General features: G+C 65.8%; 14 protein-coding genes and 2 pseudogenes. 14 read left to right on the forward strand and 2 right to left on the reverse strand.

Features of this window, described 5'->3' with window-relative positions:
- Positions 1-78 precede the first annotated feature (78 nt).
- The 13 genes and pseudogenes from ACTHK2_RS08290 to ACTHK2_RS08350 all read left to right on the forward strand — a co-directional run bounded on the left by ACTHK2_RS08290 (position 79) and on the right by ACTHK2_RS08350 (position 11,054).
- Positions 79-969, forward strand: coding sequence for a hypothetical protein (locus tag ACTHK2_RS08290; RefSeq protein WP_440245232.1), 891 nt, complete (start codon positions 79-81; stop codon positions 967-969).
- Positions 970-1,136: 167 nt separating this feature from the next.
- Positions 1,137-2,147 (forward strand): DUF4238 domain-containing protein, encoded by a 1,011-nt coding sequence (locus ACTHK2_RS08295; RefSeq protein ID WP_440245233.1) that lies wholly within the window; start codon positions 1,137-1,139, stop codon positions 2,145-2,147.
- Between the two features lie 87 nt (positions 2,148-2,234).
- Positions 2,235-2,564, forward strand: coding sequence for a thioredoxin (gene trxA, locus ACTHK2_RS08300; RefSeq protein WP_440245234.1), 330 nt, complete (start codon positions 2,235-2,237; stop codon positions 2,562-2,564).
- 187 nt (positions 2,565-2,751) lie between these two features.
- Entirely contained in the window at positions 2,752-3,081 is a 330-nt protein-coding gene (trxA, locus tag ACTHK2_RS08305) for a thioredoxin (protein WP_440245235.1), read from the forward strand.
- Between the two features lie 765 nt (positions 3,082-3,846).
- A complete protein-coding gene (locus ACTHK2_RS08310) occupies positions 3,847-4,623 on the forward strand; it encodes a type II toxin-antitoxin system RelE/ParE family toxin (RefSeq protein ID WP_440245236.1) in 777 nt (258 codons plus the stop codon).
- A 331-nt stretch (positions 4,624-4,954) separates the two neighbouring features.
- Positions 4,955-5,632 carry a dioxygenase family protein gene (locus ACTHK2_RS08315; protein ID WP_440245237.1) on the forward strand — a complete coding sequence of 226 codons (678 nt, stop codon included), beginning with the start codon at positions 4,955-4,957 and terminating at the stop codon, positions 5,630-5,632.
- A 244-nt stretch (positions 5,633-5,876) separates the two neighbouring features.
- Positions 5,877-5,960 (forward strand): annotated as a pseudogene (locus ACTHK2_RS08320) (thioredoxin family protein); the annotation flags it as partial.
- 212 nt (positions 5,961-6,172) lie between these two features.
- Positions 6,173-6,808, forward strand: a complete 636-nt coding sequence (locus tag ACTHK2_RS08325) for a hypothetical protein (protein WP_440245238.1) — start codon at positions 6,173-6,175, stop codon at positions 6,806-6,808.
- 366 nt (positions 6,809-7,174) lie between these two features.
- The gene (locus ACTHK2_RS08330; RefSeq protein ID WP_440245239.1) at positions 7,175-8,242 is read left to right on the forward strand and encodes a hypothetical protein; all 1,068 of its coding nucleotides are present in this window, start codon (positions 7,175-7,177) and stop codon (positions 8,240-8,242) included.
- Between the two features lie 173 nt (positions 8,243-8,415).
- Positions 8,416-8,601 (forward strand): hypothetical protein, encoded by a 186-nt coding sequence (locus ACTHK2_RS08335; protein ID WP_440245240.1) that lies wholly within the window; start codon positions 8,416-8,418, stop codon positions 8,599-8,601.
- Positions 8,602-9,393, forward strand: coding sequence for a hypothetical protein (locus ACTHK2_RS08340; protein ID WP_440245241.1), 792 nt, complete (start codon positions 8,602-8,604; stop codon positions 9,391-9,393). It abuts the gene before it with no gap.
- 372 nt (positions 9,394-9,765) lie between these two features.
- Entirely contained in the window at positions 9,766-10,059 is a 294-nt protein-coding gene (locus tag ACTHK2_RS08345) for a hypothetical protein (RefSeq protein ID WP_440245242.1), read from the forward strand.
- 44 nt (positions 10,060-10,103) lie between these two features.
- On the forward strand, positions 10,104-11,054 hold the full coding sequence (locus ACTHK2_RS08350; protein WP_440245243.1) for a hypothetical protein: 951 nt from the start codon (positions 10,104-10,106) through the stop codon (positions 11,052-11,054).
- A 271-nt stretch (positions 11,055-11,325) separates the two neighbouring features.
- Here the strand turns inward: ACTHK2_RS08350 and ACTHK2_RS08355 are convergent, their stop codons facing one another.
- A complete protein-coding gene (locus tag ACTHK2_RS08355) occupies positions 11,326-12,699 on the reverse strand; it encodes a choice-of-anchor Q domain-containing protein (protein WP_440245244.1) in 1,374 nt (457 codons plus the stop codon).
- A 301-nt stretch (positions 12,700-13,000) separates the two neighbouring features.
- Between ACTHK2_RS08355 and ACTHK2_RS08360 the strand changes: the two genes are divergently transcribed.
- Positions 13,001-13,792: a potassium channel family protein gene (locus ACTHK2_RS08360; RefSeq protein WP_440245245.1), complete on the forward strand. Its 792-nt coding sequence runs from the start codon at positions 13,001-13,003 to the stop codon at positions 13,790-13,792.
- A 421-nt stretch (positions 13,793-14,213) separates the two neighbouring features.
- Here ACTHK2_RS08360 and ACTHK2_RS08365 read toward each other — a convergent pair.
- A pseudogene (locus ACTHK2_RS08365) lies at positions 14,214-14,669 on the reverse strand (subclass B3 metallo-beta-lactamase); the annotation flags it as partial.

Consider the following 14,669-nt stretch of genomic DNA (forward strand, 5'->3'; position numbering starts at 1 on the left):
CTACGTGTTTGAATTGTGGGTATTCGAAGTGCGGGTGATTGCGTGAAGTGAGCCGGCCTACGGAGGGAGGAGGGCAGTGTGCTGACAACACCGCGCGTCCCCGGAGGGCTAACTAGAAGCCCGATCGGAATAATTGCTCTATTCATCGCGCTAATTTACAGCTTGGCCACCGCGCTATTCGGCGTTGCGGCTGGACAGCTCACGGAGGCCGAACGGCAGCCGCTCATTTATTTCATTGTTGTCTTTCCGGTGATTGTGCTTGGGGTATTTTGTTATCTAGTGACCTGTCATCACCTAAAACTATACGCGCCGAATGAATATCCGAGTGAGGCGTCATTTCTCAAAACACTGGATCTAAAGGGAGCTGAGAAAAAGCTCCGCGAAGAAGTATCCGAAATTAAGTCTGCTGTGGCGACCGCACAGAGTGGCGAGGATTCTGGTGGCCGCGCAACGCCTGGCAACAACCAGAATTCGGATAGTGCGACTAAGGATGCTTCTTCTCAGAATTCCGCAGAGAATGATGATGCGTGGCTTGGGCGGCGGCGCCCTATGGAGCAATTTGAATCGCCAAAAGTGGAGAGCTTGATAGTCGCCGCCACTGCTCTTGGCGTCAGATTGGCTGAGAAAGAGACCGACAAGAAGTTTGTTACCAATGTTGGTTTGCCGAGAGATAAGACTGTTTGGGATGCGGGATTGCTCGATGGCGATACTTTTGTCGCTCTAGAAGTAAAGCTGGCGTTCAACAATTTTCTCTCGTTGAACACGATCCATTCTGTACTCGAGCGCGCGGCGAAGACCGCGAGTATCGCGAAGACAAATTTAAACGCTCGGTTTTCTTTGTTCTTTGTCGTTGCAGCGACAACGCAAAATCCCGGCGCCCAAGCAAAGCTCATCGAGAAGATTGAAAAGGTAGCTCAGCAGTACGCGTTTCCAGTGTTCGTTCGATCGATAGGTGCGCCTCCGCTCTAGTGTGGCGTCCCTCGTCGAATTCGGAGCGCATGCCTCGAAGCCTTGGATCCAGAATCCTCTTCTGCGCGACCCCGAGTGGGCCGATCATCACAAGCACTGACTAAGCCGCGCGGTGGATGCCTTATTGCGCCGAGCAGAGTAAGCGTCAAGTTGTAACCAAAGCCCAAATGAGAGACCCGTACCAGCCAGTCGAATCTGTCGGCGTGCGTGTTGCCGGGCCAATGCTCTCTGGGCCGAAGCGCCAGCACTATTTGCCAAAGTTCTATCTGGACGGCTTCTGCAAGGACGGCAAGCTGGCAGTCTACGATCGCGAGTTTGATGAAGTCCGAGTGCAGCAGCCTTTGAATACCGGCGTCATCGGACACTTCTATACGTTTGAAGACAGCGAGGGGCGAAAGCGTTTCGAGTTGGAGCGGATGCTTTCGGATTTCGAGTCCAAGGCGAGTCCGGGCATTCGCAAACTCGCCGCAAGGGAAGATCTGTCGGCGGACGAGCGTGCGGATCTGTCCATCTTTGTTGCTCTTGCGGGTTTCCGAACTCCGGACATTGTCGAATCGATCAAGCTATGGCATTCCTCGCTGGTCGACGACTTCGCGAAGGGGCTGTTCGCGGACGTCGAACAAGTGAAGGAGAGGATGCGCGGACATGCAACTGCGCCTGCTTCAGCAATAGAACTCGATCAGCAAGCGAAGGAGATGGTCGAGTTCGTGCGAAGTGGGGCCTACAAGGTTACGACGAGCCATCGCTGGGCGATTGGGATGGCCATTATGATGGCGCTCGAGATTGCGCCGGTGCTCGCTGGACGAAACTGGCTAGTAGTGCACCGGCGGAGCGAAAAGTGGTCTTTTGTGACGTCCGACGCGCCCGTCGTGCTCAGTACGCTCCAACCACGGGAGCGGAGCATCTGGGGAGTAGGTTTTGGCAATGCGGACGCAGTGGTAGTGTTCCCCCTTACACAAGCTTGCGCGTTGGTGATCTACGGCAGAGACGGAACGTTGCGACATGGCGAGATCGACAGCGCGACCATGCGGTGCCTTAATCTAGCCGTATCTAGCGGCTGCCAACGATACGTCGTCGGGCGAGATCGTATCTTGTTGCGCTCGATCGCTGATCGACTCAATCTTGCCAGCAAGAAATGGGTGCCAAAGCTGCAATGGCAAAAAAGGGTGGCAACATAGGGGGGCGGAGTAATTTTCCGTTTGAATTCGAAACAATGGGGACGGAGTAATTTACCGTTTGAATTTTTGCAGTGTGAGCTCTGATCCGTGACCAGCCCGAACGTCTTCACCACCACCGACACCACCTTCGCCACCGACGTCCTGCAGTCGCCGACGCCCGTGCTCGTCGACTTCTGGGGCGAATGGTGTGGCCCGTGCAAGGCGCTGGCGCCGATGCTCGCGCAGCTCGCGGACGACTACGGCGGTCGCGTGAAGGTCGCCAAGCTCGAGATCGACCACAACCCGAAGACCGCGCTCGCCTACGGCGTGCGCTCGGCACCGACGATGCTGCTGTTCAAGGGCGGCAAGGTGCAGGCGACGCAGATGGGTCTCGTCTCAAAGTCGCAGCTGATCAAGGTCATCGACGCTGCGCTGTGAGCATCCTAGATTTTCGCGGCCCCTATGGGGTGGAGTCGTGTCAGTGATCACGCACAGCACAAAAGCGCATCTGTCGTAACCTAATCGCAGCTGATGCCGCTAGCGTCAATATCCTGCACCCAGCTGTCGATAGTATTCTGTGAAGCGACGGAATAGGGGTCAGGTTCATTTCTCTGGAATGCCGTAGATGAACGCAGAACACGTCTTCACCACCACCGACACCACCTTCGCCACCGACGTCCTGCAGTCGCCGATGCCCGTGCTCGTCGACTTCTGGGGCGAATGGTGCGGCCCGTGCAAGGCGCTGGCGCCGATGCTCGTGCAGCTCGCGAATGACTACGGCGGTCGCATGAAGATCGCCAAGCTCGAGATCGACCACAACCCGAAGACCGCGCTCGCCTACGGCGTGCGCTCGGCGCCGACGATGATCCTGTTCAAGGGCGGCCAGGTGCAGGCGACGCAGATGGGTCTCGTCTCGAAGTCGCAGCTGACCAAGGTCATCGACGCCGCGCTGTGAGCCGCGGGTCGCCGTCTCGCGCGACCGTTTGCTCCTCTTGGGACCAAGACTGTGCCGCCGAGGGCCGGTGCTGCTCCACCGTAGGAGGAGGCCTCCTCCTCGGAGGATCGGATCTGCTCCTCGGAGGATGAACTCTGCTCCTCCGAGGAGCAACGGTGCTCCTCAGAGGACCCACTTGGCTCCTCCGAGGAGCAGCGCCGCTTCGGGCGATGAGCAGCTTCTCTCCAGAAGGGACCGTACTCCTCAACGAAGGATCGACGTTCGTCCTCCGAGGACCGGCACCGCGCCTGGAGAGGCGCAGCGCTGCTCCTCAGGGGATCAGCGTCCCTCCACGGAGGCGCAACGCGCCGATGAGGGCGGCCGTCAATGACGACGACACGGACGCCCGCAGCGCGCGCGCAGGTCCGCGCGCACGAAGGCGAATGACGCCGGATCGACAGGTAGGGTGTGGTCCGGTCGCCGAACGCGGACGCCAGCGTTCCGCCTTCGAGACGTCAACGCACGAACTTTCAGCTCGATGCCCTGTCGTATCCCGCGCGAACGACGCCATGATGCGGGCGATCGTTGTTCCCGTGCGTCTTTGCATTTTATTGGCCCCGAGCTGACGCTCGTCGTGGACTCAACGATCCCGGCGCCTTTTCCCGACTGTTCCCCGACCCCGCCGCTTGGACGAACCATGAAAGCCCGCCGCGTCCACCCCTCCACGGCGGCATGAACAGGACGTCGCGCCAAGCCGCCACTGGGCCTCGAGACCGGACCGATCGCGTGCACCGCGGGATGGCGGCGCTGGTGTCGGTGCTGCTGCATGCACTGCTCGTCGTGGTCATGCTGCGCGATCCCCCGATCACGAGGGCCATGCAGCAGGCCGAAGCGGGCAGCCGCGCCATGAGCGTGACGCTCATCGACCCGACGCTCCCGCCATCGCCCGCCGAGCCCGTGCCACCGGCCCACACGCGCGCACGCCCCAAGAAGCCCAAGGCGCCGCGGCCATTGCCCACGCCGGTCGAGCAGGCCACCGTGCCGATGCCTGCCGAGGTGGCGGACACCGCGGAGTCCACGGACGCATCGCCTGACACGGCGCACGAACCGACCGAAGCGCCGCGCGAGACCGCGCCAGTCGCGCGTCCTCCGCACGTATGGGGGCAACCGCCCGGCATGGATGCCAATGCGATCGCGAGTGCCGCATTGGGCGCCAAGCTCGGCAGCACCCGTGGGCGCGGCAACGCCAACGCGCCGCCGCCCGTCGGACCTGACATGACCGTGGATGGATTCCAGGTGTACTACGACCTGGCCAACGAAACCCGGTTGCGCGCGTGGCGCGCGCAAGGCATGACCGAACTCTTTCTTCCGATGCCCGGCTCGCTGCGGCTGATGGTCTGCCCGCTCGAGGTCGCACTGCGACGGGGCTCCAGCGCGTGTCGCATGGTCGAACCGGATTCACCGCAACTCAAGGTCATCGGCGACGCGCGCGACGTCATCACCATCCAGCGCGTCTACCAGCTGGGCGACCTCGTCTGGAGCGGACCGGGCCCATACCGCTAGGCCGACATCGTTGAGGGGTCGGTCCGCCTGCGATCGCGCGTGTCGCCGTGTGCCGCGCGGCGGTGGGAGCCGCGGTCTCGCGCGTCGCATCCCTTCACGCGCTCATGCCGTTGCGTCCCACCCGGCGACGGCAGGGGGATCGCCCGATACCATCGCACCGACGATCGATCCCGCGGTCCGCGAGCTCCGCACCCCGACGGAACCGGTCGGCACAGCCGAATGTCGTAGGACGGTACGCGCGCACGCGCGTGCCGCCGCTTGCGTGGTGCGATCGCCGTGGGACTTGCGGCCGCGCACGCGCTGCACACCCATCCCTCTGGAGGACACGACGATGCATCGCCGCCCCCTGCTCCTCGCTTTCGTGTTCGCTCCGCTGGTCGGGACCGTGCGCGCGGCGATCGCGAAGGACGAGCCCATCGTCGGCCAGCCGTGCGAAGGTTGCGAAGCGGTCTTCGACGGCCGACCTGACGTCATCGCCGATCGATCGCGCATCGCGCCGCCGGATGAACCCGGGGAGCCGCTGACGCTCACCGGACGCGTGGTCGACGCCGCCGGCCGACCTGCGGCCGGCGTGATCGTCTACGCGTATCACACGGATCGCACCGGCATCTATCCGCCGCCGTCGACGCCCGCGGGCGAGTCGGCGACACGCCACGGTCGCTTGCGCGCGTGGGCGAAGACCGGCGCGAGCGGCGAGTACCGCTTCGACACGATTCGCCCCGGCAGCTATCCGGGCCGCGACGTTCCCGAACACATCCACATGCACATGATCGAACCGGACCGCGCGACGTACTACATCGACGACGTCATGTTCCGCGACGATCCGAAGCTGACGCCGCAACAGATCCGCCATCTGTCGAGCGGCCGCGGCGGTGTCGGTATCGTCACGCCGGACCGGCGCGACGGGCAGTGGGTCGTGCGTCGCGACATCGTGCTCGGTTTGAATGTTCCGGGTTATCCGGGCCGCGCGGATGTGAACGCGAGGAGCAGTGATGGAAAACCGGCGTGAAGGCGTCGGCGGGCTCGCCGATCCCGCCGCTCACGAAGGTCGTCGACGCCGCGCGCGAAGTTTGGCGTCATCGCGTCGAAACCATCGAACGAAGAAGATCAATAACGGGGGCAGCGTCACTTAGCTCGACGCAATGAGCACGTGACTCAGCCGATGAATCCCAACGTCTTTACCACATGAGCACGTGAGTCAGCCGATGAATCCCAACGTCTTCACCACCACCGACACCACCTTCGCGGCCGACATGCTGCAGTCGTCGACACGCGTGCTCGTCGACTTCCGGGGCGAATGGTGCGGCCCGTGCAAGGCGCTCGCGCCGATGCTCGCGCAGCTCGCGAACGGCTACGGTGGCCGCGTGAAGGTCGCCAAGCTCGAGATCGACCGCACCCGAAGACCGCGCTTGCCTACGGCGTGCGTTCGGCGCCGACGATGCTGCTGTTCAAGGGCGGCACGGTGCAAGCGACGCAGATGGGTCTCGTGGCGAAGGCGCAGCTCACCAAGGTCATCGACGCGGCACTTTGAAGCACCGCGGGACGCGCCGTGATCGACCTTCCGGCCAATCCCTGGCGGGATCTGCCGCACACGCCGCCCTACGTGCTTGCAGTCGACCGGCGCGCCGTCGATGTCTTCAACAGCGACGCGCCGGACCCTGTGCGTCTGCGCGTCGAAACCTGTCCGGAGCCGTTTTTCGGTCCGCTCGATGCGCCGATCGTCGTGCTACTGCTGAATCCGGGTGTCAGCGACGACGATCGTTACGACGACGGCCTGCATGCGATCGTCCGTGGCGACGAGGTCTCGGATGGGCACTTTTATCTCACCGGAAAAAACGACTGGTGGAGCAAGCTCGTACGCGCGCTCTCGCGTGAGCGGCCGGATGTCGATGTCTCGCGTCGTGTCCTGTCGGTCGAGTTCATTGCATACCGCTCGAAATCGTTCGGCTGCGGCCACCTGCGCCTGGCATCGCAGGACTATTCCTTCGCGCTGGTCCGCGACGCGATCGGGCGCAAGGCCGCGATCGTGATCGTGCGTGGCGCACGTTATTGGTTCGGCGCGGTGCCGGAGCTGCACGGTTACGAAAACCTCATCGGCATCGTGAATCCCCAGAGTGCTTCGCTGTCACGACGCAACCTGAAAGCCGACGGTTTCGACCGCCTCATCGCCGCGCTTGACCGATAAGCGCGCTCGCCGAAGTAGGTAGGGCGGATCAAGGCGCGCGAAGCGCCGGATCCGCTGCTCGCACGCGATGTCCCGCGTGTCGTCCCTCGCTGGTGCGGACGCTCGAGGCAGTGGGAGTCGCGGGTGTGCGTTAAGGCGTTTCGTGCCTGCGTCCTGCCCTACGATTACGCGCGGCGGCGGCGGGACTCGCGCTGCGCGCTCGACCCGCCCTACAGGCTCGATCCGTCCTCACGCTCGATCTGGCCTGTACGCTCGATCTGCGCTGCGCGTTCGGCCAGATGCGCTCAGCCGGTTTGGGTGCTCGCACGGCGCGATGCGTTGGTATCCTTCGTGGTTCGACGCACCGACTGATGCCGGAGGTACTGCATGCGCTTCACCCGTTCTCTCGCGCTCGAGGCGTGGATACTGCTCTTCGCGCTTGCCGCACCGTGGCAGGACGCGCATGCGCGCCGGATCTGCGTATCGACGGCCGACGAGTTGCGCGCGGCGCTGGCGCAGGTCTCGGATGGTGGGGACTATGTCAACGAAGACAGCACCATTACCCTGGCGCCCGGCACCTACCTCACCGGCGGCACGCCGTTTCGCAGCGAGGCACTCACGACCAACGCGTCGCTCGAGATCTCCGGCAACTGGGTCTACAACTGCGCCAGTGTGGCGCCGGGCGCTCCCGGCAGTGTGCTCGATGCCCAAGGCGTCGGCGGCGTGCTGGTGATCAAGCGTCCCCATACGGGCGTGTCGCTCAACAACTTCGTGGTGCAGAACGGCAATGCCGATGTCGGCGCCGGCATGCAGATCAATTACGGCACGGCGTCGGCGTCGTTCGTGCAGCTGTACCGCGTCATCGTGCGCAACAACCAGGCGAGCGGCGATGGCGGTGGCGTCTACATCGCCGGCGGTGCGCCCGTGAACTACGCGCCGATCCAGCTCTACTCGACGCTGCTCGCGGACAACGTCAGCGGTGGCAACGGCGGCGGCGCCTACCTCCACATCACGGGCGGCGGCTCGGCGCGCTTCAGCTCACTGACGATTGCGTCGAACACCGCAGTGGGCGACAGTGGCGGAATCCGGGGCACCGGCGACCAGGGCGGATACCGCCTGCGCAGCGTGATCGCCTGGGGCAATGCACCGGCGAGCCTCGGCTTCGACCGGCCGCTGACGCTCGAAGGATCCGATGTCGACGTCATCGCGCCCGGCACGCCGGTGCAGTCGACGGACGTGATCGCCGTCGATCCGGTGTTCGCCGACCCCGCGGCGGGCGACTATCACCTCGGCAGCGGCACGCCGCTGATACGCAGCGGCCCATCCTTCGTCTTTCAGCCTGCGGATCTCGACGGTCATCCGTTCCCGCCTTCGAACGGGCTCTATCCCGGGGAAATGGGCGCGTACCTGGACACGATCTTCTTCAACGGCCACGAAGGATTGCCGCAGGGATGAGGCGTGGAGGGACGTCGGACGCCGGCTCTTGTTACCATCGCAGAGCGACGAGCCACGTTCGCCCGAGGTCCTGCATGCGTCCCAGCCGTTCTCGTCCGCTCCATGCCTGGTGCGCCATCCTGCTCGTTGCAGTTTTCGCGGCGTGGCATGACGCGAATGCGAGCCGGATCTGCGTGTCGACGGCGGACGAGTTGCACGCGGCGCTGGCGCAGGTGTCGGATGGCGGAGACTATGTCGACGAAGACACGGTCATCACGCTGCAGCCCGGCGTTTACCTCACCGGGGGAACGCCGTTCCAGAGCGAGGCGCTCACGACGACGGCGTCGCTGGAAATCTCCGGCAGCTGGATCCACGACTGATTGAACGTCGCGCCGGGCGCGCCCAGCAGCGTGCTCGACGCCAAAGGCGTAGGCGGCGTGCTGGTGATCAAGCGACCGTATGGTGAAGTGGTGGTCAACCGCTTGGTCGTGCAGAACGGCAATGCCGACGTCGGCGCCGGTGTGCAGATCAACTACGGCACCGCGTCGGCGAGCTTCATCGGGATGTATCGAGTCATCGTGCGCAACAACCATGCGACCGGCGATGGAGGCGGCCTCTACATCTTCGGCGGCTCGCCGGTGGACTACTCGCCGATCCAGCTGTTCTCGATGGTCATCGCGGACAACAGCAGTGGCGGCAACGGTGGCGGTGCCTACCTCGACATGACGAATGGCGGCCTGCGGCGTTTCAGTTCGCTGACCATCGCATCGAACACCGCCGTCGGGGATACGGGTGGCATGTGGGGTCGCGGCGGCCAGTCCTACAACACGATGCACAGCGTGATCGCGTGGGGCAATGTGCCGACGAGCCTCGGCTTCGATCGGCCGCTCGTGATCGAGGCATCCGATGTCGATGCGTTCACGCCAGGCACGGTGGTGCAGGCGACCGACGTGATGGCCGTGGATCCCGTGTTCGCCGATCCGATGTCGGGCGACTATCGCCTGGACACCGGCACGCCGCTGCTTCGCCGCGGCTCGCGCATCCTCTTCTATCTCGCCGATGTCGATGGCTATCTCTTTCCGCCATCGAGCGGGTCGTTCCGTGCGGAAATGGGCGCGTACCAGGCAGTGATTTTCGTGGATGGCTACGACGGCGCCGTCGCTACGCCCTGATGCGCAGCGCGGCATGGCATGGCGGTGGGACTCGCGGTTGCGCGTATCGCGCTTGCCGAACGTGGTCGTGCCGCTGCGTCCCACCCTACGCCCCGCAATCACCTGTGACGGAAGCGCCTGCACATCGTCGTAGGGCGGTACGCGCGCATGCGCGTGCCGCCGCGCGCACGGCCGCAACGGGCGTCGCGTGCGCCGCAATGCGCAGCCTCCAAGATGCACGCCTCGGCGGGCGCCTCGCCCCACCAGGGGCGGGGAGGGTTCACGGCACCCCGATGGGCGGTGAACGGCGCCCTTCGCAACGACGGTGCGACGCGTCGCGTCTGCCGCTCTTTTCCGTTTCCCTCTTTGAGCCAGCCGATCGAGGGACGACCCATGCCGCGTCACTTCGTCATTCCCGCAGGCCTGTGCGCCCTCGCGGTCGCCTTCTCGGCACACGCCGATTACGCGGTGGACTGGTACGTGATCGCCGGGGGTGGTGGTCCCGCCGCCGGACCCTCCGTTTTCAGCGTCGAAGGCACGGTGGGCCAACCGCTCGCGATCGCCTCGTGCAGCGCCGGCGCCGTCGACTGCGCCTCGGCCGAGTGGGCGTTGAACAGCGGCTACTGGACCCGCGTGCCGTGCGACACGACGCCGGACGTCGTGTTCTGCGATGCATTCGACAACTGAGCGATGCCCGCGCTCTCAACGTTTCCTGCGAAGGAGTTCCGCGCATGTATCCGATCCGTTTCCGCGCTTTCGTCCTCGCCGCCGCGGCGGGCGTCCTGCTGCTCGCGACCGCGGCGCACGCCGTGCAGCCGCTCGGGTCCGCGTTCACCTACCAGGGGGAGTTGCGCAATGCCGGCCAGGTCGCGAACGGGCTGCACGATTTCAGGTTCTCGCTGTATGACGCGCCCTCCGGCGGCACCCAGGTGGGCGTCACGCTGGAGCAGAGTCTCACCGTCTCGTCGGGACGCTTCGGCACTACGCTCGACTTCGGCGCGGGCGCATTCGACGGCGACCGGCGCTACCTCGAAATCGCGGTGAGCCCGGCCGGCTCCGGAACCTACGAGACGCTGACGCCGCGCCAGGAGGCCACCGGCACCCCGTACACGATTGCGCAGCGCATGCGTTCGATCGTCGTCCCCGGCAATGCGATGTTCCACAACCCGAGTGACGCGCAAACGACGGTGACGACCTACGGGCCGCGCCTGTCCGCCACCGCGCAGCCGATCGGCTTTTCGATCCCGCAGCCGGCCGATTGGGACAAGACGCAACCGTTCACGGTGACGCTGTACTTCGCGGTGCCGACCTTGTCGACCTCGTCGATCGTGAACTGGCGCCTGCAGGCCGGCTCGCAGAACCTCAATCTCGACGTCGGCTCGGCAGGATCCGGTTGGGACACGCTCGGCTACGGCGGCCAGGAGGATGGCACGCCGCTGAACATCTACGCGGCGCCGGGGCGCCAGAACATGATGAAGTCGCAAACGTGGACCGCCCACTGGAGCCAGACGTACCACACCTGGTACTTCGGCGCGGGCGTCAACACCAACAACGACTTTTCCGACGATCCGATATGGACCTTCATGTTCCAGCGCGGCAGCGCGGTGTCCGGCGGCAACGGCGAGGGGTATACGCAGAGCCTCACGGTGGTATCGGCGGAAGTGCGCTATCCGTCGCATTGATCGGAGCCGCAGACGGCGCGCGCGCCGGCGGAGCGCCAGGACTCGCGTTCGCGCGTGCCGGAGGCATTCATGGTTCGAGCCACTGGACGTCCAGCGCGAGCACGCGCTGGCCTGGCTCGAGCCGGGCTCGACGCGCTCGATCCGTCGCAGTTCCACACGGCGCCTATCCGGATGGACGGCTGTCGATCGACGCCGGCATCGCCCTCGTGCATGCGGTGGCGGCATGCGGCATGCTCGTCGGCCTCACGATCACCGAGTTCTGGAATGCCGATCAGCGCTCGCGATAGCACGACTCGCTGACGAACTCGAAACCGTTCTGGAACATCTGCTCGCCAGCACCGACCTCGAACGCGCCGATGTCCGCGCGCGCGCCGGCGACGCGCTCATGGCGACCCACCATCGTGAAGAACTCGAGCGACACCAGCATGCCGCCGCGCTGGTCGCACGGCAGCTCGAGCGGGTTCGCGCCGGCGTCGATGGCCGGGCTGCCGGGCTGGAGGTCGCGGACCGGCGTCAGTCCGCCGTGCAAGGCGAGCGCGCCGAGCTGCGGGTCTGCGCTCGAGGTGCCGGCCGGCAGCGGTACGCTCGATATGCCGACGAGGTTCGCGCTTCCGGCGACCGAGGACGCGCCCTGGATGTCGCGCACCGTATTGCCGTGCACGATCGTGCTGACCAGGGTCAGCGGGTGCGAGCCTTCGACGATGATGCCGTTGCCGCGACCGTTGCTTGCGCCGATGTTGCCGGCAATGGTGCTGTTGTAGACGTGGAATTCGGCCGAGACCTCGATGCCGCCTGCGAAGAAGGTGGCGCTGTTGTAGGCGATCGTGCTGTCGTTCATGTAGACGCTGCCGCTGCCAAGGTCGGGGCCGCCGAACAGCCCGAGTCCCCCGCCCGCAGCGGCGGAGTTGCCGATGACCGACGATGACACGATCGCCACCGGACCACGGCAGCCGACCCCGCCGCCGTAACCGAACGCGGTTGCCTGGTTGCCCTCGATCGTGCTGAACGCCGCATAGAAACCACGCGCCGCGAATACGCCGCCGCCGTACGAATAGCCGGTCGAGGTGACGGCCTGCGCGGTGTTGCCGCTCACCGTGCTGTGCACGAGGCCGACCACGTCGTCCGACCAGATGCCGCCGCCGAGCGCGGCGCCGTTGGGTCCGCGCGCCTCGGTGACGCAGTCGGTGATGCTGACGCCGGTGACGACGACGCGCCCCTCGGAGCGGACGCAACCGCCCTCGGCATCGGTATTGACGGCAAAACTGCGGCCGTTGACGAGGGCGAGCCCTTCGAGTTGCAGCTGGCCCTGGCCTCGATGCTCGATCACGCGACTGTGCCCGCCCGCATCGATGGTAATGGTCGGCTGCGGCCGGCCATCGACGTTGCGGATCGGGGCGGCGATGCGCAGGGAGCCCGCGTCCGGATGGAACAGCGGTCCGCTGCCCAGCGTGATGGTGCTGCACGCCATCGCGAACTCGATGCGTGCGCCGTCGCTCGCGTCGAGGATCGCCTGGCGCAGGCTACCCGGGCCGGTGTCGTTGCAGTTGGTGACGGTCAGCGTTTCGGCAGGCGCAGCCGGCTCGAGCGGCCCCGCTCTCAGCGACGCGAAGCGATCCGCCTGCCATGGCGCACCCGTGCGGTGCAAGTGTCCTCTCGTCGAATCCGCCGGTCCCGCGGCTCCGGCGCACAGAGCCGCCGAGGATGCCCCGGCGAAACAAACCGCGAGCGCGGACGGCAGGGTGCGACGGATGGGCTGCGTGCGGAGCATGGCCGTTCCTCGATGCGGGGACACGGCGTGGAACGCCGTTGCGCGCGAAGTAGGACATGGCGCCTGCACCGGTCCGGCCGAATCGCGCCGCATTCGTGTGAAGATCGAGGCCGTCTCGCCGGCTGGATCCGGCGGCCCCGGCACGAAAGCGTGCCGTCGCACGTGACGGGGAGCCGCCGTGGAAAAGTTGTCGAGCAGGAACACACCGTATCTCGTCTTCGCGCTCGCGCTCAGCGTGTTCGCCTTGCTGGTCCTCGCCGCAAGCGTCGTCCTGCCGATGAGTGCCGAAATGCGACGGCTGCTCGATGTCGCGGACGACGTGCTGTGCGCGCTGTTCTTCGTCGACTTCCTCGTCACCCTGTGGAAGGCGGACGATCGCTGGCGCTACTTCATCCGCTGGGGCTGGATCGACCTGCTCTCGTGCATCCCCTCGATCGACTACCTGCGCGTCGCGCGCATGGCGCGGGTGCTGCGCGTGCTCCGCGTCCTGCGCGCGATCCGTTCGGCGAAGATCATCGCCGCGTTCATCCTGGAGCGGCGCGCGAACAGCGCGATGCTCGCGGCCGTACTCATCGGCCTGCTGCTGATCGTGCTCGCGAGCATCGGCATCCTGCAGTTCGAAGACGTGCCGGAGGCGAACATCAGGACCGCCGAGGATGCGCTGTGGTGGACGATGGCGACGATCACCACCGTCGGCTACGGCGACCACTACCCGGTCACGACCGAAGGCCGCATCCTCGCTGCAGGCCTGATGGTCGCCGGCGTCGGCCTCGCCGGTATCTACACCGGCTTCATCGCCGCGTGGTTCCTGCGCCCGGCCGCGGCGCGCGAGGAATCGCGCGACGAACGCATCGCGCGCCTCGCGTCGTCGCTTGCGGATTTGCCCGACGCGGAGCTGCAGGCACTCGCAGCGCGGCTGGAACGGGCACGCCGTGTCGCCTCGCTCGCGCGCGAGGATCGCGGGACTTGATTCCGATCGGCCGCCTGCAGCGTTCCCGCCCTGTGGGACCTGCCGGGCGAAGAGCATCGCGGCTGAAGCCGCTCCCACACAAACCCACGCGCGCTGTCATGGGCAACGGTCTTCGCAGGACGACACGTCGCAAAAGTTGCGGGCCTTGGCCCAGCGCGGCGAAGAGATCGCGCCGGAGCAGCTCCTGCACAAGCGCATGCGTGCTGTGGGTGGGCGACGGTCTTCGCAGGAAGACACGTCGCAAAAATCCGATCGCGCTGAGCGCAGCCCGCGAAGCGGGCGGAGTCGAAGCGCCGGCCGTCCGGGGGCGGCGGCCCTTCGACTCCGGCCTTCGGCCTGCGCTCAGGGCGAACGGATGAATACGCCGCGCGTGCGGTGTTCCTGTGGGAGCGGCTTCAGCCGCGATGCTCTTCAGCCCCGATTACTTCGCGCGTTCCTTCTCCAACCGCTTGCGCAGGTTCTCGCGTCCCTCCTGAGCATACGCCGCACACGGCGTCGTCGCCGCATCCTTCGTCGCGGGCAACTGATCGGGATGCGCCGCCATCGCGACGTCGCACGGCAACGCCGCGAGGCGATCCGCCGTCGCGCGCAGCGCCGCTACGACGGCCGGGTGGTCGCTGAAGCGATAGGCGTCGGTCGACACGGGGTTGAGGCTGTCGAGATAGACGACGTCGCGGCACGTGTCGTCATGGCAGGATTTCCAGCGCCAGCTCATGCCGCCCGGCGCGTGACCGGGCGAGGCGACCGCGGTGATCGTGGTGTGGCCGACCGTGACCGCGTCGCCGTCATCGATCGCGCGCACGTGCTCCACCGACGGCGAGCGCGTCGCCTCGCCGAAGCCCGCCTGCGGGTCGTCGGGGTGGTACGCCGCGCGCGT

Origin of the sequence: Dokdonella sp., from assembly GCF_051958935.1 — a bacterium.
Classification (GTDB): Bacteria; Pseudomonadota; Gammaproteobacteria; order Xanthomonadales; family Rhodanobacteraceae; genus Dokdonella_A.